The organism is Acinetobacter sp. Brlt_5 (assembly GCF_051949055.1).
GTDB classification, from domain to species: Bacteria; Pseudomonadota; Gammaproteobacteria; order Pseudomonadales; family Moraxellaceae; genus Acinetobacter; species Acinetobacter indicus.
In genome coordinates this window covers 23,292-48,017 of record NZ_JAYJLP010000019.1, presented here as the reverse complement: position 1 = coordinate 48,017, position 24,726 = coordinate 23,292, and the positions used below count along the sequence as shown (strand labels likewise).

General features: G+C 47.7%; 21 protein-coding genes. 10 read left to right on the top strand and 11 right to left on the bottom strand.

From position 1 onward, the window contains the following. Positions 1–41: 41 nt before the first annotated feature. Complete coding sequence (gene tyrS, locus VF685_RS12245) at positions 42–1,274, bottom strand: tyrosine--tRNA ligase (RefSeq protein ID WP_005181149.1); 1,233 nt, start codon at positions 1,272–1,274, stop codon at positions 42–44. Between the two features lie 63 nt (positions 1,275–1,337). On the opposite strand from tyrS, the gene VF685_RS12240 reads away from it, so the two are divergent. Continuing rightward, positions 1,338–2,465: an anhydro-N-acetylmuramic acid kinase gene (locus tag VF685_RS12240; protein ID WP_005181147.1), complete on the top strand. Its 1,128-nt coding sequence runs from the start codon at positions 1,338–1,340 to the stop codon at positions 2,463–2,465. A 73-nt stretch (positions 2,466–2,538) separates the two neighbouring features. Here the strand turns inward: VF685_RS12240 and erpA are convergent, their stop codons facing one another. The 4 genes from erpA to VF685_RS12220 all read right to left on the bottom strand — a co-directional run bounded on the left by erpA (position 2,539) and on the right by VF685_RS12220 (position 6,585). Next, entirely contained in the window at positions 2,539–2,874 is a 336-nt protein-coding gene (erpA, locus tag VF685_RS12235; RefSeq protein ID WP_005181144.1) for an iron-sulfur cluster insertion protein ErpA, read from the bottom strand. A gap of 122 nt (positions 2,875–2,996) precedes the next feature. Next, entirely contained in the window at positions 2,997–3,965 is a 969-nt protein-coding gene (locus VF685_RS12230) for a putative solute-binding protein (RefSeq protein ID WP_346799658.1), read from the bottom strand. 344 nt (positions 3,966–4,309) lie between these two features. Beyond that, positions 4,310–5,320 (bottom strand): putative solute-binding protein, encoded by a 1,011-nt coding sequence (locus tag VF685_RS12225; RefSeq protein ID WP_075175275.1) that lies wholly within the window; start codon positions 5,318–5,320, stop codon positions 4,310–4,312. A 257-nt stretch (positions 5,321–5,577) separates the two neighbouring features. Next, positions 5,578–6,585, bottom strand: a complete 1,008-nt coding sequence (locus VF685_RS12220; RefSeq protein WP_034598267.1) for a putative solute-binding protein — start codon at positions 6,583–6,585, stop codon at positions 5,578–5,580. Between the two features lie 232 nt (positions 6,586–6,817). On the opposite strand from VF685_RS12220, the gene VF685_RS12215 reads away from it, so the two are divergent. Both VF685_RS12215 and VF685_RS12210 read left to right on the top strand, forming a co-directional pair. After that, positions 6,818–8,755, top strand: a complete 1,938-nt coding sequence (locus tag VF685_RS12215; protein WP_127800781.1) for an ATP-binding cassette domain-containing protein — start codon at positions 6,818–6,820, stop codon at positions 8,753–8,755. Positions 8,756–9,065: 310 nt separating this feature from the next. After that, positions 9,066–10,229: a zinc-dependent alcohol dehydrogenase gene (locus VF685_RS12210; protein WP_104470784.1), complete on the top strand. Its 1,164-nt coding sequence runs from the start codon at positions 9,066–9,068 to the stop codon at positions 10,227–10,229. Between the two features lie 52 nt (positions 10,230–10,281). On the opposite strand, the gene gyrB is transcribed toward VF685_RS12210, so the two are convergent. From gyrB to dnaA, 4 genes are all read right to left on the bottom strand, one after another. Beyond that, positions 10,282–12,750, bottom strand: a complete 2,469-nt coding sequence (gene gyrB / locus VF685_RS12205; protein WP_168405797.1) for a DNA topoisomerase (ATP-hydrolyzing) subunit B — start codon at positions 12,748–12,750, stop codon at positions 10,282–10,284. A 42-nt stretch (positions 12,751–12,792) separates the two neighbouring features. Then, positions 12,793–13,875: a DNA replication/repair protein RecF gene (gene recF / locus VF685_RS12200; protein WP_005181126.1), complete on the bottom strand. Its 1,083-nt coding sequence runs from the start codon at positions 13,873–13,875 to the stop codon at positions 12,793–12,795. Between the two features lie 24 nt (positions 13,876–13,899). Further along, on the bottom strand, positions 13,900–15,048 hold the full coding sequence (dnaN, locus tag VF685_RS12195; RefSeq protein ID WP_016659767.1) for a DNA polymerase III subunit beta: 1,149 nt from the start codon (positions 15,046–15,048) through the stop codon (positions 13,900–13,902). Between the two features lie 110 nt (positions 15,049–15,158). Beyond that, positions 15,159–16,538, bottom strand: a complete 1,380-nt coding sequence (dnaA, locus tag VF685_RS12190) for a chromosomal replication initiator protein DnaA (protein WP_005181121.1) — start codon at positions 16,536–16,538, stop codon at positions 15,159–15,161. Between the two features lie 660 nt (positions 16,539–17,198). Here dnaA and rpmH point away from each other — a divergent pair. The 6 genes from rpmH (at position 17,199) to VF685_RS12160 (ending at position 21,921) form a co-directional block, all read left to right on the top strand. Further along, positions 17,199–17,333 carry a 50S ribosomal protein L34 gene (rpmH, locus tag VF685_RS12185; protein WP_000831329.1) on the top strand — a complete coding sequence of 45 codons (135 nt, stop codon included), beginning with the start codon at positions 17,199–17,201 and terminating at the stop codon, positions 17,331–17,333. A 28-nt stretch (positions 17,334–17,361) separates the two neighbouring features. Beyond that, positions 17,362–17,754, top strand: a complete 393-nt coding sequence (gene rnpA, locus VF685_RS12180; RefSeq protein WP_005181120.1) for a ribonuclease P protein component — start codon at positions 17,362–17,364, stop codon at positions 17,752–17,754. A gap of 9 nt (positions 17,755–17,763) precedes the next feature. Beyond that, positions 17,764–18,084, top strand: a complete 321-nt coding sequence (gene yidD, locus VF685_RS12175) for a membrane protein insertion efficiency factor YidD (protein ID WP_045795963.1) — start codon at positions 17,764–17,766, stop codon at positions 18,082–18,084. Between the two features lie 5 nt (positions 18,085–18,089). Then, complete coding sequence (gene yidC / locus VF685_RS12170) at positions 18,090–19,859, top strand: membrane protein insertase YidC (RefSeq protein ID WP_075168111.1); 1,770 nt, start codon at positions 18,090–18,092, stop codon at positions 19,857–19,859. A 95-nt stretch (positions 19,860–19,954) separates the two neighbouring features. Further along, a complete protein-coding gene (gene mnmE, locus VF685_RS12165) occupies positions 19,955–21,310 on the top strand; it encodes a tRNA uridine-5-carboxymethylaminomethyl(34) synthesis GTPase MnmE (RefSeq protein ID WP_286385387.1) in 1,356 nt (451 codons plus the stop codon). Positions 21,311–21,585: 275 nt separating this feature from the next. Beyond that, on the top strand, positions 21,586–21,921 hold the full coding sequence (locus VF685_RS12160; protein ID WP_005181102.1) for a DUF1622 domain-containing protein: 336 nt from the start codon (positions 21,586–21,588) through the stop codon (positions 21,919–21,921). Between the two features lie 117 nt (positions 21,922–22,038). On the opposite strand, the gene VF685_RS12155 is transcribed toward VF685_RS12160, so the two are convergent. Then, positions 22,039–23,214: an MFS transporter gene (locus tag VF685_RS12155; protein ID WP_440203659.1), complete on the bottom strand. Its 1,176-nt coding sequence runs from the start codon at positions 23,212–23,214 to the stop codon at positions 22,039–22,041. 106 nt (positions 23,215–23,320) lie between these two features. Continuing rightward, positions 23,321–23,587, bottom strand: a complete 267-nt coding sequence (locus VF685_RS12150; RefSeq protein ID WP_286385362.1) for a metal/formaldehyde-sensitive transcriptional repressor — start codon at positions 23,585–23,587, stop codon at positions 23,321–23,323. Positions 23,588–23,641: 54 nt separating this feature from the next. Here VF685_RS12150 and dmeF point away from each other — a divergent pair, with 54 nt between their 5' ends. Then, positions 23,642–24,649, top strand: coding sequence for a CDF family Co(II)/Ni(II) efflux transporter DmeF (dmeF, locus tag VF685_RS12145; protein ID WP_440203658.1), 1,008 nt, complete (start codon positions 23,642–23,644; stop codon positions 24,647–24,649). The last annotated feature ends 77 nt before the right edge of the window (positions 24,650–24,726 follow it).

The following is a 24,726-nucleotide window of genomic DNA, read 5'->3' as shown; positions in this document are numbered from 1 at the left end:
GACCGAAGCCTGCTTTTTAATTCAACTACTTAACTGCATTTTTAGTCGGTAAAAGTGACTTTGGCAATGGCCTTTTTACTGGCCTGCACAATCAAGGTCACGTTTTCTTTTACCGAGAATGAGGCATCGACTGGTTGCCAATCAACTTTCACTGCACCACGACCGACAGCATCTTTGGCTTGTGCCGCGTTTTTGGTTAAACCTGCTGCACGTAAAATAGAAGCAATGAAAATCTCGCCGCCATATTCGCCACGTGAAATGGTCACTTCTGGTGTACCTTCTGGCAATTCACCTTCGGTAATCAGGTTACCGGCACCTTTATGCGCATTGGCTGCAGCTTCCGCACCGTGAAAACGCTCGACCAGTTCCAGTGCCAGAATCTTTTTCACATCCTGCGGGTTACGGCCTTCCGCCACTTCTTTCAGTAACTGCTGGATTTCTGCCACAGACTTGAAGCTGAGCAGGTCAAAATAACGCTCAATCAGTGAGTCCGGCATAGACAGTACTTTCTGGTACATCGCGCCTGGGGCATCAAATACACCAATATAGTTGCCCAATGATTTCGACATCTTGTTGACGCCATCTAAACCTTCCAGAATTGGCACGGTAATACACACCTGTGCTTCCTGGTTATAACGGCCCTGTAAGGTACGGCCCATCAGCAGGTTAAAGGTCTGGTCAGTACCGCCCAACTCTACGTCGGCTTCTAAAGCCACTGAGTCATAGCCTTGTACCAATGGATACAGGAATTCGTGAATCGCAATTGGTTGCTGGTTGTTATAACGCTTGGTGAAGTCATCACGCTCCAGCATACGCGCCACGGTTTGCTGTGAGGCCAATTGAATTAAATCGGCCGCAGTTTTGCTGGCAAACCATTCCGAGTTAAACACCACTTTGGTTTTGTTTGGATCAAGAATCTTGAACACCTGTTCCTGATAGGTTTTGGCGTTTTCCAGTACCTGCTCGCGTGACAACGGCGGACGGGTTGCGCTCTTACCGGTCGGATCACCAATCATGGCAGTATAGTCACCAATCAGGAAGAAAACCTCGTGACCCAAATCCTGGAACACTTTCAGCTTGTTAATTAAAACCGTATGACCCAAATGCAGGTCAGGTGCAGTCGGGTCAAAGCCCGCTTTAATTTTTAAAGGACGGTTCTCTTTTAATTTCTTTAGAAGATCTTCTTCAGAAATAATTTCATGCGTACCTCGTTGGATGAGGGCAAGTTGTTCTTCAGCTGGCAAGAAATTTGACATCACAAAACCCAAACACATCAGTTATTCAATTTGTGCGATATACTAACACTTTTTCAGCACATTGCAGGCTTAAGAATAACCATGACAGCGATCTATATTGGGGTAATGACCGGCACAAGTATGGATGGTGTCGATATTGTTGCTGCTTCTTTTGATCCTTTACAGCTTCATGCCACCCTGACCCTGAGCTTCGATCCCGATTTACGCGATGAACTGATGGCCCTAACCCTGCCGGATGACAATGAAATTGACCGGATGGGCAAGGCCGATGTCGCGCTGGCGCAAATGATCGGACATGGCATTAACCGCCTGATTGAAGAACACCAGCTTGATCGCAGCCAGATTCGTGCCATTGGTTCACATGGCCAGACCATCCGCCATCGCCCTGAACATGGCTTTACCCTGCAAATTGGTGACCCGAATATTATTACCGAAATAACCCAGCTGCCGGTGGTCTCGGATTTCCGCCGGCGTGATATGGCTGCTGGTGGACAAGGCGCCCCATTGGTACCAGCTTTTCATCAGGATGTGTTCCAGCATGACAGCATCCACCGGGTGATTCTGAATTTGGGCGGGATTGCCAATGTCAGCATGTTGCCTGCCGGACAGCCGGAAAAAGTCTATGGTTTTGATACCGGCCCGGCCAATATCCTGATGGATGCCTGGTGTGAACGCTACACCGGCCAGCCTTATGATGAAAACGGCAACTGGGCGGCTTATGGCCAGCCAATTCGCAGCCTGCTGGACCGTCTGCAGGCACATGAATATTTTTCCAAAGAGCCGCCAAAAAGTACTGGCCGTGAAGATTTTAACCTGGAATGGCTGGATGAACAGATTGCCGACTGGCGCAATGACCTAGCCTATCAGGAACTGGAAGATACCCCGGAAAATGTGCAGGCCACCTTGTTAAAGCTGACTACTCGGGCGATTAAAAAAGCCATTTACCGCTCCGGCATGGACACCGGTGAAGTCTATGTTTGTGGGGGCGGTGCCTATAATTCCTATTTACTGGAACAGCTGCGCTGGCGCTTACGCAAACATGAGTGGAGTGTACAGACCACGGCGGATTTAGGTATTAACCCGACCTGGGTGGAAGCCACTGCTTTTGCCTGGTTGGCGATGCGTTTTCTGAACCAGCAAAGTGGCAATTTCCCGGCTGTGACTGGGGCCAAAGGCTACCGGATTTTAGGAACATTGACCGCAGTCTAGGCCAATCTCTTTATATTAAAAAAGATATTAAAAAAGCCCTCAAAATAGAGGGCTGAGTATTTTAAAATTCTGCTTAAATCGAGAAAGAAGAACCACAGCCACACGTAGTCGTGGCATTCGGATTTTGAACCACAAAACGTGAACCTTCCAGACCTTCTAAATAGTCCACCACTGAACCGACCAGATATTGATAGCTAAGTGAATCGACCAGCATTTTTACGTCACCATTCACGAATTCAGCATCATCTTCATTCATGCTTTCAGCAAAGTTAAAGCCGTAAGAGAAGCCCGAACAACCACCACCGGTCACATAAACGCGTAACATTAAATCTTGGTTGCCTTCACTGTCACGCAATTGGCGTACTTTGTTCGCAGCATTGTCAGTCAGCACAAGGGCTTGGGCATTCATGTCGGATTCCTCGTTCGATTCAAATGTCTTTTAACAGAAAAGACCACATATCAAGTATAACATACCCAATATATGGTCAGTCATGTTCAATTCAAAGTCAATTCAGACTAATTTTATCAAGATTATTTGTAATTCTCATCCTGTAGGCCGCATTCGAAGTTTTTCGGGTCCTGCTTACAGCGGAATTGCCACAGCAGCTTCATCATGCGTTTGTCATAAATGCCACGTTTGGTCAGGTCAATCCGCGCCTCACGCATCATCTTCTGATAGCCCGGTTTGTCGGCTGCCGGAATATTCATCCAGTATTTTTGTGGAATATCGGCTTTCATTTTACCCAAGATGTTAAAGGCACGTGGCAATTGACCTTTAACCCATTCCCGTGATTTCTGGCCAAAACCGGCCGGGAACTTGTTCGGGCGAATAATAATATTGCCAGTCACCTGTAAAATCGGATAATTCACAATTGCGCCTTTACTGCCTAGGCCCTTATGCAGCTCCAGCGGCTTAAACACGGCGGCCGGCGCACCAATAATATCGACCTGACCATTATTAAACTTGCTGCCGAAGTTGGTGACATCTGAACTGACTGCCTGCGCGCCAATCTGCTGCACCATAATTTTTTGTGCCTGGTCATAATCCAGGACCGCAATTTTTTTACCGGCAGCTTTGGCCACGGTATTAATACTGCGGTCATTGACCATTAAAAAGGCATCACCAACAGGCACTACACCAGCCACTTCATACTGGCCTTGAGTCATAAAGCGGGAAAATTTCGGACTGGCCAGTCCCTGCATGACTTTGACCGCCAGATTTAAATCGGGAATTGCACCAATCGCATCCAGAGAACCGGTAAAGCTGTTAAATTGACGCCCGCGCATACCGGTGACACTAATCCCGTCACATTTACCGGCTTTAAAATCTTCGGCAATTACCGCTTCATTCTGCCCGACGCGCAGTTCAATATCGGCGCCCCAGGCTTTGGCCACCAGCTGATAGTCCAGCATCAGCGCATACACATCACCACTTTTTCCCACCAAATCAAAGACACACACTGTCTGCTTGGCCTGTGCTGCAGTCGCACCGAGTCCCATCACTGCAGCCAGTGCGATGCCTTGAGCATAATATTTCATTGATCTTTCCTTTATCGCTGTTCTTGTTGTTTTCAGTTGTACTGAAGTGTTTAATATTTTAAAAAGCTGTTTTTGCCTATCCATCCTTGTTCTTTTTACCTTTGGAGATCACCCTCTCCTGCTCCTCCTGTCTGTATGCCTTGGATGAAACAACTCATCTCTATTTTTTAGGCTTGGGCAAAGATGAAACTATTATTTTTGATTAGCTTACGTGATTTGACCTGAACTGCAATGGCCCAAGTGACAAGGTTCCAGATGCAACAACCCGGCACAGATGCCGGGTTGTTTTTCCTTAAAAATGAAGCTTATTCACCGCCCAGTGAACACTCGAAGTTGGCTTTATCGACAGAACAGCGGGCACGTTTGAGTACGCTCATCATCGACGCATCATAAATACCGCGCTTGGTCATATCCATCCGCCCTTCACGTAACAGTTTCTGGTATTTGGTTTTCTCTTCCGCACTCAGGTTCATTTTGTATTTGGCTGGAATGCCTGCTTCCAGACGTTTAATCATGCCCAAACTTTTTGGCAGATTTTTCGAGAACCAGTCACGCGATTTCTGGCCAAAACCAGCCGGGAATTTCTCCGGACTAATTACTAAATCCGCCGTCACATGCAGTACAGGGAAATTAAACATGGCGCCTTTGGTTCCCAAGCCTTTATAGATTTCCAGCGGCTTATAAGCATAGGCTGGCGCACCAACCATATCGACCTGGCCATTATTAAATTTCGCCACAAAGTTAGAGACATCGGAGATTACCGCCTGAGCACCGACACGTTGCACCATAATTTTTTGTGCATCGTCATAGCCCAGTACCGCAAATTTCTTGCCGGCAGCTTTTTCAATTGAATCAATATTCTTGTCACGGACAAAAATAAAGGCCGAACCTAAAGGTGCAATTCCCGCCACCTCATATTTTTTTCCCCCCAGATTGGTGACCATTTTGCCGGCATTACGTTTGTCCAGTGCAAAGGTAATTGCACGTTGGGCAATGGCATTGCTTGGCACACCGCCCAGCGCATCAATTGAACCGGCAAATTTATTGTACTGACGGGCACGCATCGCAGTCAGGAAAACCGCATCACATTTGCCAGCTTTAAAGTCATTATCGGCCACGGCTTCATCCTGACGGGGAATCAGGTTGATGTCTGCGCCCCAGCCTTTCGCGGCCAGCGCCCATTCCTGGGCCATTTGATAAGATTCACCAGATTTGCCGAGTAAATCGAAGATACATACATCGACCTTGGCTGCCTGAGCATTGCTGGCCATACCCAAAGTAGCCAGCGCAGAAAGCGCGAGAATTGTTTTTTTCATTGTATTTGTCCTTACAGAATCGTCTTTCATCAAGAGTGTCCATACACTTGCTGAATATTAAGCAACTTGTTTTTAAAAAAATAGAGCTTTTACTCCAAATATTTTTAAATCGTGACCAATTCAATTTATACAGCTGCTGATCTCAAACCCACAAATTGCAGAGATCAGCAGCATTTTCAATGGCTTAAAAATTTCAGGTAGCGCGGCGAAAATTTACACATCGTGGCCACTTTTTTACAAACTTATAACCATTTTCTCTATTCACCGCCAAGTGAACATTCAAAATTGGTGCGTTCTACGGTACAACGTGCCCGTTTCAGTACCCGCATCATTGAGCCATCATAAATGCCTTTTTCGGTCAGTTCGATGCGGCCATCACGTAGCAGTTTCTGGTATTTGTCCTGATCTTCCTTGCTGAGTCGGGTGCGGTATTTATTTGGAATTTCCGCTTCCAGACGTTTCACCATGGCAAAGTTTTTCGGAATCTGCTGGACAAACCAGCGCCGGGACTGCACTGCAAAACCATCTGCGAATTTTTCTGGCCGGATAATCAGGTCCGCCGTGACATTGACCACCGGAAAATCAATCATGGCGCCGCGTGTGCCCAAACCTTTTTCAATTTCCAGCGGTTTAAAGGCATAGGCCGGTGCGGCCACAATATCAACCTCGCCCTGATTAAACTTGCGTACAAAATTGGAAATATCGGAATCGACTGCAATACCACCGACCCGCTCCACCATCATTTTTTGTGCCGGATCATAATGCAGAATCGCAAATTTCCGGTTTTTAATGTGCTCAACCGAGTTCATGGCCCGATCTTTAACAAAAATATAGGCCGAGCCAATCTGGCCGATGCCAGCCACTTCAAAGGTTTCCTGGCCAATCCGGGTCACCAGACGGCGGTTATTGCGCCGGTCCAGCACATAACTAATGGCTTTCTGGGCAATGCTATTACTTGGCACACCGCCCAGTGCATCAATCGAACCGGCAAATTTATTGTATTGCCGCGCCCGCATTGAGGTCATATAGGCACCATCACACTTGCCCGCCTTAAAATCGCGCTCGACCTGGGCTTCATCCTGATAGGCTTTCAGACTGACATTGCTGCCCCAGCGCTTGCTGGCCAAGGCCCATTCTTCCAGCAATTTATAGGATTCTCCGGCCCGTCCCAACAGATCAAAAACACAGACCTGCGGATTGGCCTGAGCCAGGCCACTGACGCCACACAAGGCCAGTGTCGACAACAACAAAACTCCGTTTTTCATTTTTGTCACCGTACATTTGTTTTTGTTTTTTATCAGAAATTTTAATATATCGGGCTTGGTTTTATAAAAAAACCCTGCATAGCCGCTTTCCGATAGATGACACGGTGCCCGCTTTTTCATTATTTTTTTCGATGTGTTGCTGTAGCACCTGAAATAAACTGCGCCAGCTTTTTGTTTTCCAGAGCGCATCCTTTAGAATAGGCGCATTCTGTTCCTGAGTTTAGTGAGTCCAATGATTCAATTTGACCAAGTCTCTTTACGCCGTGGTGGTCGTGTCTTATTTCAAAAAGCGTCCATGCAGATCCATCCGGGTTGGAAAGTTGGCCTCACCGGAGTCAATGGCGCCGGCAAATCGACCTTATTTGCCGCCTTATTGGGAGAACTGGGGGCAGATGAAGGCAGCCTGACCCGTCCATCGGGCTGGACCGTTGCGCACATGGCCCAGGAAGTCAAAGCCCTAGATATGCCGGCGCTGGATTTTGTGTTATCGGGGGATGAAGAATACTGGCAGATTCAGAAACAGCTGGCACAACCTGAACAGCTCAGTAACAGCGAACTGGCACAATTACATGGCCGTTTTGATGAAATTCATGGCTATTCTGCTCCATCCAAAGCCGCCCAGCTGATGGCTGGTTTAGGTTTTATGGAACATCAGCTACGTCTGGATGTTTCCAGTTTTTCTGGTGGATGGCGGATGCGTTTAAATCTGGCGCGCACCCTGATGAGCCGCTCCGACTTACTGCTTCTGGATGAGCCAACCAACCACTTGGATCTGGATGCCATTTTATGGCTTGAAGACTGGCTCAATGCCTATGAAGGCACTTTAATCCTGATTTCACATGACCGCGATTTTCTCGATGCAGTGACCGATCATATCCTGCATATCGAAAATCAGGAACTGACCTTATATACCGGCAATTACTCGACCTTTGAAGTGACCCGCAGCGAACGTCTGGCCCAGCAGCAACAGGCCTTTGAAAAGCAGGTTGAAGCCCGCGCACATCTGCAAAAATTTATTGACCGTTTTAAAGCCAAAGCTACCAAGGCGCGTCAGGCGCAAAGCCGGATTAAACAGCTGGAAAAAATGCAGTTGCTGGCACCGGCGCATGTCGATACCCCGTTTACCTTCAGTTTCCGTGAACCCACCAAAATGAGTTCACCCTTACTGACTCTGGATCAGGCCGAAATTGGCTATCCGGGCAAAAGTATTGCCAGCAAAATCAGTCTGCAGATTACCCCAAGCTCGCGTATTGGCCTGCTGGGCATGAACGGCGCCGGTAAATCTACTCTAATTAAATCACTGGTTGGTGATTTAGCGCTTTTAAATGGCCAGCGCAAAGCCTCTGAACTGCTGAATATTGGTTACTTTGCCCAGCATCAGATGGATGCACTGGATGCGCAGGCCAGCCCGATGCTGCAATTGTCACGTCTGGCCGACAAACAGATCAGTGAAGCCACCCTACGTTCGTTCCTCGGCAGTTTTGGTTTTAGCGGCGAACGTATGGATACGCCGTGCGAAAGCTTCTCCGGCGGTGAACGCGCCCGTCTGGCCTTGGCCCTGATTGTCTGGCAGCGCCCGAATGTACTGATTCTGGATGAACCGACCAACCATCTGGATTTAGACATGCGTCATGCCCTGAGCATGGCCTTACAGGACTTTGAAGGCGCAGTGGTACTGGTATCGCACGAACGTCAGCTAATCGCCAGTGTCTGTGATGACCTGCTGTTGGTGCATGCCGGACGCTGTACTGAATTTTCCGGTGATTTGCAGGATTATGCCAAATGGTTACGTGAGGCCCGTCAGCAGCAGATCAATGCCCAAACCGCATTGGCACAGGCCAGCGCAAGTACCAACAAGACTGCCGCACCGGCCAAAGTTGATAAAGAAGCACAGCGCAAACTGGCGGCGCAGCGCCGTGAAGAAACCCGTCCGCTGCGGAAAAAAATTGAACAATGTGAAAGCCAGATTGAAAAAATCCAGCCCCGTCTGGCCAGTATTGAAGAACAGCTGGCTGACAGCAGCCTGTATGAAGCTTCGCGTAAAGAAGATCTGCTCAAGCTGATGAATGAACAGACCAGCTTAAAAGCCACGCTGGAACAGGCCGAAGAAACCATGCTGGAACTGATGATGGAACTGGAAACCCTGGAACAATCATTCCAGAACAGTTAATCCCGTTTCTTCCGAAACCTTCCCCTCAAGATAGCCCCAGTGGCTATCTTTTTTATTTCCACTTTATGATCACTCCTCTTTTTAGCCCGTCTGTTTTCTTTAAAAAGATCAAGGAGGATGCTCACCAATAGCTGTTTTCCTCTCCGTTTTACTTCTGATTGCACTTACTGAACTGCAATATAAAGCTCTCTTGCACACAGCTTGGCCGGTTTATTTATACATAAATTTACAGCCGCGCCTTTCATTATGGAGGAATGTGGCCGGCTCAATGCACGGGTCTGGCCTTCTGCTAGCCAAGAGAGGAAATTCTATGCGTGCCTTAACCTATCATGGAGCCCGAGATGTAAGAGTTGAATCGGTGCCTGACCCGATTATTCAGGAACCGGATGATGTTATCCTTCGCGTCACTGCCACCGCCATTTGTGGCTCAGACCTGCATTTATATCGCGGTAAAATTCCGGCCACAGAACACGGCGATATTTTTGGACATGAATTTATGGGCGTGGTCGAAGAAGTCGGCCCCGAGGTCACAGCGGTAAAAAAAGGCGACCGGGTGATTATTCCCTTTGTGATTGCTTGTGGTCACTGCTTTTTCTGTGAACATGAGCTGACTGCCTCCTGTGAAAATACCAATACGGGCCGCGGCGCCATTCTGAATAAAAAACAGATTCCACCGGGTGCAGCGCTGTTTGGCTACAGTCATCTTTATGGCGGCGTGCCGGGTGGACAGGCCGATTATGTGCGAATCCCCAAAGGCAATATCGGTCCTTTTAAAGTTCCCGGTTCACTGCCAGATGAAAAAGTGCTATTCCTGACCGATATTCTGCCAACCGCATGGCAGGCGGTGACCAATGCACAAATTGGCAAAGGCTCCAGTGTAGCCATTTATGGTGCCGGACCCGTGGGATTACTGTCAGCGGCCTGTGCACGGATGCTTGGCGCTGAACAGATTTTTATGGTCGATCATCACCATTACCGGCTGCAGTTTGCCCATGAAACCTATGGCGCGATTCCAGTCAATTTTGATGAAATGGATGCGGCCGAGTTTATTATTGACAATACTCCCGGCCATCGGGGTGTCGATGCGGTCATTGATGCAATTGGTTTTGAAGCCAAAGGCAGCATGATTGAAACCGTGATGACCAACCTGAAACTGGAAGGCTCCAGCGGCTTTGCCCTGCGCCAGTGTATTGCCGCAGTGCGCCGTGGCGGCGTGGTCAGTGTGCCGGGCGTCTATGCCGGTCCAATTCACGGTTTCCTGTTCGGTGATGCCTTTGATAAAGGCCTGACCTTCAAGATGGGCCAGACCCATGTGCATCGGTACCTGCCCGAATTACTGGAACGGATTGAAAATGGCGACCTGTCCCCCGAAGTGATTATTACCCACCGTATGAAACTGGCCGATGCTGCCGAGGGCTATCGTATTTTTGATCAACGCGAACAGGATTGCCGCAAAATTATTCTCACGCCCTAATCCATCGCGCCAACAAAAAAGCGCCCGCAGGCGCTTTTTTTAAATCATGCCCTTAGGCATCAATATCGGCATTCAGGGCGTTCTCTTCAATAAAAGCACGACGTGGTTCCACATCATCGCCCATTAAACATGAGAACATCCGATCTGCTTCAATCGCATCTTCAATGGTCACCTGCAGCATATGACGGTTTTCCGGGTCCATGGTGGTTTCCCAAAGCTGCTCGGCATTCATTTCACCCAGACCTTTATAACGCTGGATCATCATGCCGCGGCGTGAGTCCTGCAGAATATGCTGCCAGACCTGATGGAAGCTGTTGACCTGAATCTTGCGCTCGCCTTTTTGCAAGTACGCGCCTTCTTCAATCAGGCTAAACCAGCTCTTCGAGTTCTTCAGCAAACGTGCGTACTCACCCGAACCGAGTAAACCGGCATCCAGCAAATAGGCATGTGGCAGGTTATGCACATAAATGGTAATACGTGGCCAGTAAATCGCAGACTTCTGTCCTTCCGCATCTTCTTTGTCAAAGGTTTCGATGCTGAGTTCAGGACGTAAACTGCTTTGAGTGGCCGCGATATAGGCACACAGCTGCTCACCCCAAGCCTGTACATAATCCAGATCATGCGCCTGATCCAGCTTGAACGCCTCTTGCGCCAGCAAACCATCTAACAGGCTGGCTGGATAACGCAAGGTTAAACGGCTCAGGCTCTTTTGCGAGGTCTGATAATCGGCAATCACCGAAGCCAGTGCTTCACCACGAATCGCCGGTGCATCTGCGCTGACATGCAGGGCCAGTTCATCAATGGCATTGGAAATCAGATAGGTTTCCAGTGCTTCATTGTCTTTAATGTACTGTTCCTGCTTACCTTTTTTCAGCTTGTACAGCGGTGGCTGGGCAATATAGATATGACCACGTTCCACCAGCTCCGGCATTTGACGAAAGAAGAACGTCAGCAGCAAGGTACGGATGTGCGAACCATCGACGTCGGCATCGGTCATGATAATGATTTTGTGATAACGCAGCTTGTCCGGGTTATATTCTTCACGGCCAATTCCGCAGCCCAGTGCAGTAATCAAGGTGCCGACTTCTGCCGATGAAATCATCTTGTCAAAACGGGCACGTTCCACGTTCAGGATTTTACCTTTTAGCGGTAAAATCGCCTGCATTTTACGGTTACGGCCTTGCTTGGCTGAACCACCCGCAGAGTCACCCTCGACCAGATACAGTTCAGATAAAGCTGGATCTTTTTCCTGACAATCGGCCAGTTTACCCGGTAAACCGGCAATATCCAACGCGCTCTTACGACGGGTCATTTCACGTGCTTTACGCGCTGCATCACGGGCACGCGCTGCATCAATAATCTTGCCGGCAATCGATTTGGCCGCTTGCGGGTTTTCCAGTAAATATTCCGAGAAGGATTTATTCATGGCCTGCTCGACCGCAGGTTTTACCTCACTCGACACCAGTTTTTCTTTGGTCTGTGAAGAGAATTTTGGATCAGGCACTTTCACCGAAATAATTGCGGTCAAACCTTCACGTGCGTCATCCCCGGAAACCACCACTTTCTCTTTTTTGAGCAGGTTTTCGTTTTCCATGTAGCTGTTTAAACCACGGGTCAACGCGGCACGGAAACCGGCTAAATGGGTACCGCCATCTTTTTGCGGAATATTGTTGGTAAAGCAGCGTACATTTTCCTGATAAGAATCATTCCATTGCAACGCAACTTCAACTCCAATGCCATTTTCTGCCTGCACGGTAAAATGGAAAATATCATTCAGATGGTTTTTGCCTTCGTTAATATATTTCACGAACTCAGACAGACCACCTTCATAGTCATAGATATGTTCCAGGTTAATACGCTCATCTTTCAGGACAATACGTACACCGGCATTCAGGAACGACAGCTCACGTAAACGGCGCGCCAGAATATCAACATTATAAATGGTCTGGCTAAAGGTTTCAGCACTTGGCCAGAAACGAACCATGGTTCCGGTCTCTTCTGTTTCACCAACCACGGTTAATGGATATTGCGGATCACCATGACGGTATTCCTGCTGATGAATCTGACCGGCACGTTTAATGGTCAGTTCCAGTTTGCTCGACAGGGCGTTTACCACCGATACCCCGACCCCGTGCAGACCGCCCGACACTTTATAACTGTTGTCGTCGAACTTACCGCCGGCGTGCAGGATGGTCAGAATCACCTCGGCAGCCGATACGCCTTCTTCCGGGTGAATGTCGGTTGGAATGCCGCGACCGTTATCGGCCACAGATACCGATTCATCTTCATGAATAGTGACTAGAATCTCGTCACAATGGCCGGCAAGCGCTTCGTCAATCGCGTTATCGACCACCTCGAACACCATGTGGTGCAAACCGGTACCATCATCTGTATCACCGATATACATGCCCGGGCGTTTACGAACAGCATCTAGGCCACGTAATACTTTGATACTAGAGGAATCATAAGCCTTTTCATTGGTTTGTTCTGTTTGAGTGGCAGATTGATCTTCTGAACTCATGGTTTCTCCCTAGTAAAAACTGGTCTATCCAAAGATAAAAAACTATTGCACAACAACTTGAACAGTACCGTTTTCAACATTGAATAATTGATAGGAAATAGACAAATCATGTAAGTGATTCTGCACTGATTCATGGTCTAAGGTGGTAATAAAAACTTGACTACCAAGTTGGCTCAATCGCTCAATTAAACGTCGTTGTGCGGTTAAATCTAATTCTGCTGTCAGATCATCTAATAATACCACAGTTTCCTTATTGCACGCATGCAGCATTGCAATCTGTGACAGTTTTAAAGCCATGATCAATAACTTTTTTTGTCCGCGTGACAGCACCACATCGGCATCGCCCGTCGCTGTTTTTAAACGTAAATCTGCGCGATGCGGTCCATATTCGGTATAGCGGCGTTCCACATCTTTCTGATGATGATTGACCAAATCGCTCATCAAGCCCGGTTCCGGATGAAATCCGGGATGGTATTCCAGCCGGATATTTAAATCAGGCAACAGCTGCTGTAAATCCTGCTGAAAATAATGCTGCCACTGCTCGATAATACTGTAGCGTTGCAGATGCAGCATTTCACCATACTGGCTCAGCATCTGGTTCCACGGTTCTAGTTCTGCCAGGCTTAAATGACGCCGGGTTTTTAGTAAGCTGTTACGCTGTTTTAAGGCCCGCGAATAGTATTGCCAGGCATGATAAAACTCTGGTTCCACGTGGAACATCATCCAGTCCAGCAGCTGTCGTCGTGGTTTAGCGCCGTGGTCGATAATATCGGTACTTTGCGGATCAATCAGTTGTAGCGGCAGCAGTTTGGCCAGCTGCCCCTGGGTGGCAATATGATCACCATTGACCTTAATCAGTTGTTCCCCAGACAGCAGTTTTTGCATGCCGATTTTTTCGGTGGGCGACTGGGCAAATACAATCGCATCTTGGGCATCATGCTGAATATAGTTTTTGGGGATATGGGTACGGAAGGAACGACCGGTGGCCAGTAAATGAATGGCCTCCAGAATCGAGGTTTTACCGGAGCCATTGGCACCATAAAAGACATTAAACGGCTGCAACCCGACGAGTGCAACCGCTTTTAAGTTTCGAACACGTTCTATATTTAAACGCGTAATATGCATAATCGTGTCAGATCACATACAAGCTTAGACACGCATCGGCATCACAACATAGGTTTGATCTTGCTGCGCTGGGTCTTGCACCAGTACCGACTGGTTGGCTTCGGTCATGGTCATCGCCACATCATCACCATCCAGTGCACCTAATACATCCAGCAGATATTGAGCATTGAACGACATTTCCAGCGGTGCATTGTTGTATTGCACGGCCAGGTCTTCAATCGCTTCATCCTGCTCCGGGTTGTTGGCACGTAATTGCAGTGAATCTGCATTAAAGTTCAGGAACACACCGCGCAATTTTTCATTACTTAAAATCGCCACACGCTGTAACGACTGCTTGAAGACATCATGTGCAATCATCACCACCTTATCACCACCACGTGGAATCACACGGCGGTAATCCGGGAATTTACCGTCAATTAACTTGGTGGTGAAACGCACGGTAATATCACCCTGCTCTTTGTCACGGCTTGGCACGGAAATGGTTACATTTAACAGTTCACGACCAATTAACAGGGATAGTTGCTCATCTTCAATACTGAGCAAACGCTGTAATTCACCCACGGCTTTACGTGGCACAATCGCCTGAATTGGCTGCGTCGCATTTGAAGAGGCACCGGTTTCACATAATGCCAAACGGTGGCCATCGGTAGTCACAGCGCGCAGCTGGTTTTCATCAATTTCCAGCAAGGTGCCGGTCAAATAGAAACGTACATCCTGCACCGCCATGGCAAAGGCGGTTTTTTCAAATAAACGTTTTAATTCACGCTGAGTCACCGCTACCTGTGTGCCTTGAGTATTTTCAGTGGCCAATAACGGATAATCTTCGGCTGGTAAAGTGCCCAACACGAAACGGCTGTTGCCTGATTTTAAAATACAGCGCTGATCTTCAGTAATCTGCAGGTCAATTAAAGCCGCAGTCGGCAAAGATTTACAGATATCCATCAGTTTACGTGCCGGCACTGTGGTCTCACCCGCCTGTAAACATGCACCTTCAGCCAGAACCGTACTGGCCACCAGCTCAACTTCCAGATCGGAACCGGTAATGGTCAGTGCCTGTTCGGTCACCTGAACTTTCACGTTAGATAAAATGTTTAACGTATGGCGACGTTCAACCGCTCCTACAACATGTGATAGAACATTGAGTAAGCTTTCTTTGGCGATTTTTAAACGCACGGTACATTCCTCTAACAACTGAAGATGATGAAGATAAAAATTAATTTTTTAGCAGTGTACTATGCGGCAGAATATGCCGCATTGCAAGAACAGAATTTGACCAAACCGGCCTAACTTTGCAACAGGCGTTGCAGGTTTTTATAGTCCTCGTTGAAGATTGGATCTTCTTCGCGCAGGCTTTGTACTTTCTCGCAGGCATGCATCACGGTACTGTGGTCACGACCACCAAAAGCCATGCCAATTTCAGGGAAACTGTCACCGGTCAGTTCACGGGCCAGCCCCATTGCCAGCTGCCGCGGACGGGCATAAATCCGGGTACGTTTTGGCCCGACCAGCTCTTTGAGTGGAATACGGAAATATTCACTGACCACACGCTGAATATTTTCGGTACTGATGGTACGCGCACGAATCGCCAGCACATCTTTTAGAGATTCACGCACCACATCCAGATCAATCGCGGTGCCTTTAAAACGGGAAATTGCGACCACCTTGTTTAAGGCGCCTTCCAGTTCACGCACGTTGGCGACCACCTGCTGGGCAATAAACAAGGCACAGTTGCGCGGTAAATCGACGCCACTGCTTTCGGCTTTCTTTAATAGAATTTCAATCCGGGTTTCAATATCGGGCGGTTCTACCCCCACCGACAGGCCCCAGGAAAAACGTGACACCAGACGTGGGTCCAGTTCGGTCAGTTCTTTTGGATAACGGTCCGACGTCAGAATAATCTGCTTGGATTCATCCAATAAGGCATTAAAGGTATAGAAAAACTCCACCAGACTGGCTTCTTTACCGGCCAGCAAATGAATGTCATCCACCAAGAGCAGATCAAGTGAACGGCAATTTTTCTTGAATTCTTCAACCTTGCCCTGCTGTAGCGAGCTGACAAAGTCATGTACAAAGCTTTCAGCAGTCATATACATGACCCGGGCATTCGGCTTGGCCTGCAACAAGGCATTCCCCACTGCCTGCATCAAGTGGGTTTTACCCAGACCGGTCGGGCCATATAAAAATAGCGGGTTATGTTGTGAAGCGCCCAGATGGGTCAATACTTTACGGCAGGTTTCTGCCGCCATCTGGTTAGAACGGCCTTCTACAAATAAAGAAAAGGTAAATAAAGGGTTTAACTGACGCTTGCGGCTGTTTTTGCTGCCACTCTCTTCTTTGTCCTTTTTTGGACGGCTGACCGGTGCCGGTGCTGACTCTAAAGCAGCGGTGGTGGTCGCTGGCTGTTCACTGGCCGATAAAATGGCGCCCGGACGGGAATCGACCAGGATTTCAACTTTACGTACCCGTCCTTCAGACAGTTGTTCGGCCAGAATCGTGATCAGCTCAAGATGATGTTCCTGAATATAGCGGGTCCAATACGGGTTCGGTGCATATAAACGTAAAGTATCTTCTGATTCTTCTGCAACTAATGGGCGAATCCACATCGTAAAGACATTCCCAGAGAGCTCTTGTCGCAAGCGATTTAAGCAGTCCGTCCAAAGCATGTGAAAACCCCTATTTATTCCATTTTAAATTTAAAACGCATTCGTCCGCTGCAAGCGGGTCGCCATTCTAACCAAGTTATCCACATCTGTCATGAGAAATTGAGCGAATTTAGCCAAAAAACAAACATCAAGATCTAAATTTAAATTTAAAAGCTGGTGTGGATAAGTTTATCCGCAAGCTGTGGATAAAATATAGCATAAAGTTATCCACAATGTATTAAAAATATAAAAACACAGTTATCCACATGCAAAGCCTATGTTTTTTAAATTTAAAAATTGCTTTTCCACATAAAAAAGCCACCCTAATAAGAATAAATTTAAATTTATAAATTTGAATTTATATATTAGAGTGTGCTCGGATGTGGATAAACTGAAAATAAATTTAAATTCGAATTTAAACCTGCAGAGAATAAATTTATTCACATGGTCTTGTGGATAATTATGTGAATAATATTGTTTATAACTTATTTTGTATTTTTTAACAATAGGATAGCTTGTGAATAAGCCAGAATATGTACAATTGCCTATTCCTGGATAAACTTAAGGCCTTTTATAAAAATTAGGCTTATTTAAAGGAAAACCGTGTTTTTGATTGACAGCTCAAGCAATGAGCACTAAAATCGCGGACCTTTATAGAAAGATCATTTTTGGAGTTTCGACATGAAACGTACATTCCAACCATCTGAATTAAAGCGTAAACGCGTTCATGGTTTCCGTGCTCGTATGGCTACTAAAGCTGGTCGTCAAGTATTAGCTCGCCGTCGTGCAAAAGGTCGTCACAGCTTAACTGTTTAATCAGTCACGCTGTATCGACTTGGGTGTTATGACATCACTTTATGGCTTCAGCACAGAGCTTCGTATACGCTGTGCTGCCGATTATAAAGATGTGTTTGATGGTGCGCTTTTTAAAGTGCATCAACCCCATTTCTTATTTCTGGCAAAACCGTCCGAACTGCTGAACAGCCGTTTGGGGATTGTTGTTGCCAAGAAAAAAGTGCGTCGTGCACACGAAAGAAATCGAGTAAAACGACTTGCTCGCGAAAGTTTTCGCCTGCATCAACAGCAATTGGCTGTACTGGATATTGTGGTGATGCCCAAAATGGGGATTGAAACAGTGCCAAATGCAGAGTTACATCAGCAATTACAATTTGCTTGGCAGAAATTGCACCGCCTTGCCAAAAAGCATTCTAAAATAGCTCCCTCCCCACATCAGTAGAGATGACCAATGGTACGTTTACTGCATTGGTTGATTCGTTTCTATCAGATTGCGATTAGTCCGCTTCTTGGACCACGTTGTCGCTATATTCCAACCTGTTCTCAATATGCCCTGGAAGCAGTTCAGATCCATGGGGCCGGACGTGGTGTGTGGCTGGCGACCAGACGTATCTGTCGTTGTCATCCGTGGGGTGGTTCGGGCTATGACCCTGTACCGGCCAAAGCAATTCGTTTTATTTCATTTCAGCAAATAGATTCTCAAACGGGTCACATTGCTGTACCCTTTCGTGAACGTTTATTGAACCAAAATCACTCTAACCACTTGGGGTAATAGATATGCAACAATGGGCCAGGATTGCAATTCTCGGGGCCATGTTTGTTGTCGCTTATTTGCTCATTTTGGCTTGGCAAAAAGATTATGGAAATGCTGAAACCCAACCACAGCAACAGGCTGCGGTGGTTTCACATGAAGTGTCTGCAGATTTGCCAAATGGCCAAACCGCTACAGCAGCTTCTGATGTACCGCAGGCAAATATTTCAGCGCAGCAGACTCAAACCACAGATGCCACTGCACCTGTAAGTCAGCAGCTTATTTCAGTACAAACTGACCTTTATCATCTTTGGATCAATCCAAAAGGTGGTGATATTGTTCGTGTTGAATTACTCAATCATGACAAAAATAAAGACAGTGATGCACCGTTTGTAATGCTTGAAAGCGATGACAAACGTACCTATGTCGCTCAGTCAGGCCTGATTGGTCTGAATGGACCAGACAGCAGCCGTAATGGTCGTCCAAACTATGAAGTTGAAAAATTAAGCTATAGCCTGGAAGATGCCAAAGCCGTTCAGAATCAGGACGGTGAAGCGGTGAAAGTGTTAAATGTACCAATGGTGTACAAAACTGCTGACGGTGTAGAAATTATCAAGACCTTCAGCTTCAAGCAAGGCGAATATCCGATTGTGGTCAACCACAAAGTGGTAAACCGCAGTGGCCAGAACTGGCAAGGTCAAATGTTTGGTCAGATCAAACGTGATAACTCGGATGATCCGGGTAAATCGGACCAGGGCATTTTCACTTTGGGTACCTTCCTGGGCGGCGCCTGGGGGACACCGGATGAACACTACAACAAGCTGAAATTCGACAACTTCACTGAAGAAAAACTGAATGTTGAAGCGACTGGCGGCTGGGTTGCGGTGGTACAGCACTACTTCGTGAGTGCATGGGTGCCGGGTAACCTGAAACTGACCCAGGCCGATGGCCAACCGTATAGCGCCAAGCTGGAATCGCGTAAATCAGGCGATAATATGAATATTATCGGCTTTACTTCGCCAACCATTAATGTACCGGCAGGTACAGTGGCAGAAGTCGATGCGACCTTCTATAGCGGTCCAAAAATCCAGTCAGAGCTGAAAGATCTGGCCACTGGTCTGAATCAGACTGTGGATTATGGCTGGTTATGGCCAATTGCCAAACTGCTGTTTGTAGGCTTGGAATTCTTCCACGGCTTAGTGGGGAACTGGGGCTGGGCAATTATTCTGTTGACCATTCTGGTGAAGCTGATTCTGTGGCCATTATCGTCGAAGAGCTACCGTTCTATGGCGAAAATGCGTGTGATTGCACCTGAAATGCAGCGCATGAAAGAAGAGTTCGGTGAAGACCGGATGCGCTTCTCGCAAGAGATGATGGCGCTGTACAAACGTGAACAGGTTAATCCGTTGGCCGGCTGTTTACCGCTGTTACTGCAAATGCCAATCTTCCTGGCCCTGTACTGGGTACTGATGGAATCTGTAGAGCTGCGTCATGCGCCATGGTTACTCTGGATTCAGGATTTATCGGCAATGGACCCTTGGTTTATCTTGCCGCTGATCATGGGTGCGACCATGTATATTCAGCAAATGCTGAACCCGCAGCCGACCGATCCTATGCAGGCTAAAGTCTTCCGCATTATGCCGGTCATCTTTACCGTATTCCTGCTGTTCTTCCCGGCGGGTCTGGTGTTGTACTGGATTGTCAACAACCTGATCACCATCTTGCAGCAAGGCCTGATCAACAAATCTGTTGAGAAAGACCGTGCCAAACGTGATGAAGCGACCCCAGTCAACTAAGTTGTACTGACGAGCTGAATAAATCCGCTTAAGATGATACTCTTAGGCGGATTTTTTTTGGCCCGACTTTAAGCATTGCGACAGGTGAATTTATGCTGACCCAAACCACAACAATTGCTGCGATTGCCACTCCACCCGGGCGTGGCGGTGTGGGGGTAATTCGCCTGTCTGGTCCCAAATCCTATGCTATTGCTGAAGCCTTAACCCAAAAGCAGCTGCCGAAAGCCCGTTTTGCCGGCTTCCGTCAGTTTTATGAGGCTAGCGGTGAGGTGATGGATGGAGGTTTGGTGATTTGTTTCCCCAATCCGAACTCCTTTACCGGTGAAGATGTGGTGGAACTGCAAGGTCATGGTGGCCCTGTCATTCAAAATGCCCTGCTGGCACGTTTACTGGAACTCGGCGCGACCGCGGCCAAAGCCGGTGAATTTTCCATGCGCGCCTTTGAAAATGGTAAGCTTGATCTGGTACAGGCCGAAGCGATTGCCGACCTGATTGACGCGACCTCGCAGGCTGCAGCACGTTCAGCGGTACGCTCCCTGCAAGGCGCATTTTCAACCAAGGTCAATACGGTTTTAGAAAAACTGATTCATCTGCGTTTGCATGTGGAAGCAGCGATTGATTTTCCGGAAGAAGAAATTGATTTTCTGGCCGATGGCAAAATTCTGGCCCTACTGGATGATGTTGCCAGCTCAGTCACCGCGGTACAGCAATCGGCACGTCAGGGACAATTATTACGTGAAGGCTTGCAGGTGGTGATTGCCGGTAAACCCAATGCCGGAAAATCATCTTTACTGAATGCTTTAGCCGGGATTGAACGGGCGATTGTGACCGATATTGCTGGTACCACCCGTGATGTGCTGCATGAAAAAATCACCTTAAATGGCTTGCCGATTACCCTAACCGATACCGCCGGTTTACGGGAAACCGGTGATGTGGTGGAAAAAGAAGGCATCCGCCGCGCGATTAAAGAAATTGAACAGGCCGATTTATTGCTGCTGGTGTATGACTTAAGTCAGGGTGAAGATCCACTGCAATTGGCCCAGGAATATTTTGCCGATCATCTGGAACCCAAACGTCTGATGCTGATTGCTAATAAAGCAGATTTGACTGGTGCTGAAGCCGTTATTGGTGATTATCAGGGCTTTCGTCATATTACCGTGTCGGCCAAGCAGGAAACCGGTGTTCAATCGCTCATAGATGCGATTACAGCGCATGCAGGCTTCCAGCCGGAAGAAGATACCTTCATTGCCCGAACTCGTCATTTAGACGCAATGAAACGCACCCAGTACTATCTGGCCGAAGCGCGCGAGCAGCTGGTAGATTATCATGCCGGTGAGTTGGTGGCTGAATCCCTGCGTCTGGCGCAAAATGCCCTAGGTGAAATTACCGGAGATTTTAGTGCCGATGATCTGTTGGGTAAAATTTTCGGTTCTTTCTGTATTGGAAAATAAGCGCAGCACGCTCTGAGCTTGCTATGCATTTAAAAGCATCAGGTGTTAGCCACCTGGTGCTTTTTTATTGCTTTTTATCAGGCAATCTCGTCATTTCAGCCTAAATAGTTTTGTATGTTCTAAGGGAACAGCCTGTCACATTGTATGGGCTAGCCTATATCCCACCATCCGCCCTTCTATTGCCCGATATTCAGGCTATGATGAGTGAATAACCTACAAGTTGTTCCAATAAAATCCTGAATGCAGTTCAACAAAAACACTGCCGGAGGTGTGGCATGCTGGAGGTGGTTGATTTACGTGAGTCACTGGTTGCTTTAGTGAGTGTGCTGCAGCTGTTGCTCGAGTTTATCTCGGTGGTCTGTGTGGTGATTGGTCTGGTCAAAACCTTAATGGTGCTGGTTCAGCTAAAATCCGGCCGCAGTGCGCGCTATTGTTTTGGCAATTGGCTGGCCACTGCGCTGGAGTTTCAGCTGGCCGCGGATATTCTGGCCACCACGGTCGATCCGGATATGGACAGCCTGATCAAACTGGCGATTATTGCGGTCATTCGGACCTTTTTAAACTACTTTTTAATGAAAGAGCTGGAACATCAACCCGGTACAGAGAAATAAAACTATTCAATCATCTGGTGGATGTTGATATGGTCAGCATCTGATTGGCAGCGCAGTCTGTCCGCACCCAGGATCAGGCCGAGGGTGCCTGATCATCCCCGACTCAACAGCATTAATTTAAAAGGTTAGCACTTTACGCTGCTGCCAGATCAGGCTGAGGCAAAGCAGCCCAATCAGCATGCAGAAGCTGATAATACCCACACTTAAGCCAAAATGGTCTGATAAATAGCCCACCGCAATAATCGGTACAATGGTGCCCAGATAGGCAATAAACAGATAACTGGACATAATTGCAGCGCGGTTGTGCGGCTGACTCATCTGGTGAATCAGGCCAAAGGCGCCCAATAAGCTCAAGCCATGCCCAATTCCGACCAGCACATCACTGACAAAGAACAGCGGGCTCCATTGCAGCGACATACACAGTCCCAGCAGAAGCAGGCTGCCGAGCAGCGCATAGAGACCCCAGCGCAAGGCCGTGGCAGGCAGTACACTACGGGCAAAAAACTGGACGATGGCTGAAATAATTAAAATCGCAGAAATTGCTACACCACTGACCAGTGGTCCATGCCAAGGCAAAATATCCTGCACAAACGACGGCGACAGCGAAGCAAACAGACTAAAGCCGGCAAAGGCACAAAACGCGGCCAGACTGACCAGAAAAAAAGCAGCCTGATACGGCGCATCCGGGGTTTGCAATTTGGGATAAACCGAAAATGGCTGCTGTTCAAAGGCAGGCTGTTTTAGCTTGAACAGGCCCAGCCCACAGAAAATGGCACTGACAATCACCGGAAGATAAGGCGTGACCAGCGGCTGCTCGGCAAACTGGGCAATTACACCGCCCAGAAATGGCCCTAAACCAAAGCCAATTGCGGTAATAATCGAGCTGAGCTGCGGCGCCAGCAGTTTATGGCTATCGGGCACTACATTCATCAGCCCCAGCATGGCAGAGGTGGTAATCAGTCCCGAAGCAATCCCAATAATAAAGCGGCCGAGGCCCAAATATAGCGGTGTCGGTGCCCAGGCTGACAGTATCAGTCCAACCGTGACCAGGGCAATACCGACCTGCAAGCTGCGGACAAAACCAAAGCGGTTACTGGTCCGCCCCAGAAATAGTAAGGTGACCAGACAGCCGAACATATAGGCCACAAACAGATAGGTAATATGACTCGGCAGCAGCTGCCACAGCTCCTGATACAAGGGATATAAAGGGCTGGCCAGAGCGGTTCCGACGGTACCAATACACAGCGCCAGGCTGACCATTAAAAACGGCTGCCACGATTGAGCGTTTGACATGAGAGAATAAAAAAATAGCTCAGCTTTTTGGCTCAGGTATCATGATATGAGAAAAGATCGTTTCAGTGTAAAGGCAGGAATTTTGTGGGTCAATCGAAAGATGGATTCAAGTATAGCGTTTTAACAATTTTAAAAATTCATCCAGTTCGACTTCATTGACCGCGACCTCATCACCAATGACATGATGGCGCAAATGCGATTCAATTAGCTCATTCATCAGCCCGTTAACTGCGCCTTTAATCGCAGCCACCTGCTGTAATACTTCGATACAGCCTTTTTCCGGATCATGGATGGACTGTTCCACCGCACTGATCTGACCTTGTAAACGCTTGATACGATTTAAAACTTTTTTATCTGTATGTAAATGTCCCACACTTCACCTTAATTTCAAATATACTATAGGGGAGTATATTGAACAATTCTCCCCATGCAAAATCATATTTCTCACCGTATTCATCACCATCAGTTTGATGAAGGCAATCCACTGGCCCAGAAGCGTATATTATATGCCGCGATATTAACCGGTATCATGATGCTTTTAGAGATTATTGGCGGCTGGATTTTTAACTCGATGGCACTTTTGGCCGATGGCTGGCATATGAGTTCGCATATGCTGGCTTTGGGGCTGGCCTATGTGGCTTATCGGGCGGCGCGTCATTATGCCCAGGATGCCCGTTTTAGCTTTGGTACCTGGAAAATTGAGATTCTGGCCGGTTATAGCAGCGCCATTTTATTGCTGGTGGTGGCCGGTTTTATGGCGTTTCACTCAGTAGAACGCTTATTTTTCCCGGTCAATATTCATTATAACGAAGCCATTCCGATTGCGATTTTAGGCCTATTGGTCAACTTGATTTGTGCCTGGTTACTGCATGATGATGGTCACCATCACCATCACCATCACCATCACCATCACCATCACCATCACCATGAGTCGGGGCATGGACATGGGCATGCGCATACAGCGGGAGCACATGATTTAAACCAGAAAGCTGCGTTTATGCATGTGGTGGCGGATGCTGTGACCTCCATTTTTGCCATTGTAGCCTTAATTGCCGGCAAGTTCTGGGGCTGGGATTTTCTTGATGCGGTACTGGGTATTGTGGGTTCGATTCTGGTGGCGCGCTGGGCCTGGGGCCTGATTCAGGAAACCGGACGGACCTTGCTGGATGCTGAAATGGATCATCCTGTGGTGGAGGAAATTCGCGAGGTAATTGCCGAGCTGCCGGGAACAGTCAACATCACCGATCTGCATGTCTGGAAAGTTGGCCGTGACAAGTTTTCCTGTATTCTGGCTGTAGAAACTGAAGATGAGCTAAATGCCGATCAAATCCGCATGGCCCTGTCAGTGCATGAGGAAATTGTGCATGTCTCAATTGAAATTAATTCGATTCATCCGGTTTATGTTCCACGTGAAACGCCGTTGTCGATGCTGTAGTGATTCGGTAAATTTCTCTGATAAAAGTGGAATCTTTGCCCCGATTTAAGATTAGAATCGGGCAAAGATTGATAAAG

Bases quoted from the DNA above. Each gene is read 5' to 3' on its own strand.
- dmeF (WP_440203658.1), top strand. From the start codon at position 23,642: ATGCAAAATCATATTTCTCACCGTATTCATCACCATCAGTTTGATGAA.
- rpmH (WP_000831329.1), top strand. From the start codon at position 17,199: ATGAAACGTACATTCCAACCATCTGAATTAAAGCGTAAACGCGTTCAT.
- VF685_RS12155 (WP_440203659.1), bottom strand. From the start codon at position 23,214: ATGTCAAACGCTCAATCGTGGCAGCCGTTTTTAATGGTCAGCCTGGCG.
- VF685_RS12210 (WP_104470784.1), top strand. From the start codon at position 9,066: ATGCGTGCCTTAACCTATCATGGAGCCCGAGATGTAAGAGTTGAATCG.
- VF685_RS12160 (WP_005181102.1), top strand. From the start codon at position 21,586: ATGCTGGAGGTGGTTGATTTACGTGAGTCACTGGTTGCTTTAGTGAGT.
- dnaA (WP_005181121.1), bottom strand. From the start codon at position 16,538: ATGCTTTGGACGGACTGCTTAAATCGCTTGCGACAAGAGCTCTCTGGG.
- rnpA (WP_005181120.1), top strand. From the start codon at position 17,362: ATGACATCACTTTATGGCTTCAGCACAGAGCTTCGTATACGCTGTGCT.
- VF685_RS12240 (WP_005181147.1), top strand. From the start codon at position 1,338: ATGACAGCGATCTATATTGGGGTAATGACCGGCACAAGTATGGATGGT.
- VF685_RS12225 (WP_075175275.1), bottom strand. From the start codon at position 5,320: ATGAAAAAAACAATTCTCGCGCTTTCTGCGCTGGCTACTTTGGGTATG.
- gyrB (WP_168405797.1), bottom strand. From the start codon at position 12,750: ATGAGTTCAGAAGATCAATCTGCCACTCAAACAGAACAAACCAATGAA.
- VF685_RS12215 (WP_127800781.1), top strand. From the start codon at position 6,818: ATGATTCAATTTGACCAAGTCTCTTTACGCCGTGGTGGTCGTGTCTTA.
- tyrS (WP_005181149.1), bottom strand. From the start codon at position 1,274: ATGTGTTTGGGTTTTGTGATGTCAAATTTCTTGCCAGCTGAAGAACAA.
- recF (WP_005181126.1), bottom strand. From the start codon at position 13,875: ATGCATATTACGCGTTTAAATATAGAACGTGTTCGAAACTTAAAAGCG.
- VF685_RS12230 (WP_346799658.1), bottom strand. From the start codon at position 3,965: ATGGGACTCGGTGCGACTGCAGCACAGGCCAAGCAGACAGTGTGTGTC.
- yidC (WP_075168111.1), top strand. From the start codon at position 18,090: ATGCAACAATGGGCCAGGATTGCAATTCTCGGGGCCATGTTTGTTGTC.
- yidD (WP_045795963.1), top strand. From the start codon at position 17,764: ATGGTACGTTTACTGCATTGGTTGATTCGTTTCTATCAGATTGCGATT.
- erpA (WP_005181144.1), bottom strand. From the start codon at position 2,874: ATGAATGCCCAAGCCCTTGTGCTGACTGACAATGCTGCGAACAAAGTA.
- VF685_RS12220 (WP_034598267.1), bottom strand. From the start codon at position 6,585: ATGAAAAACGGAGTTTTGTTGTTGTCGACACTGGCCTTGTGTGGCGTC.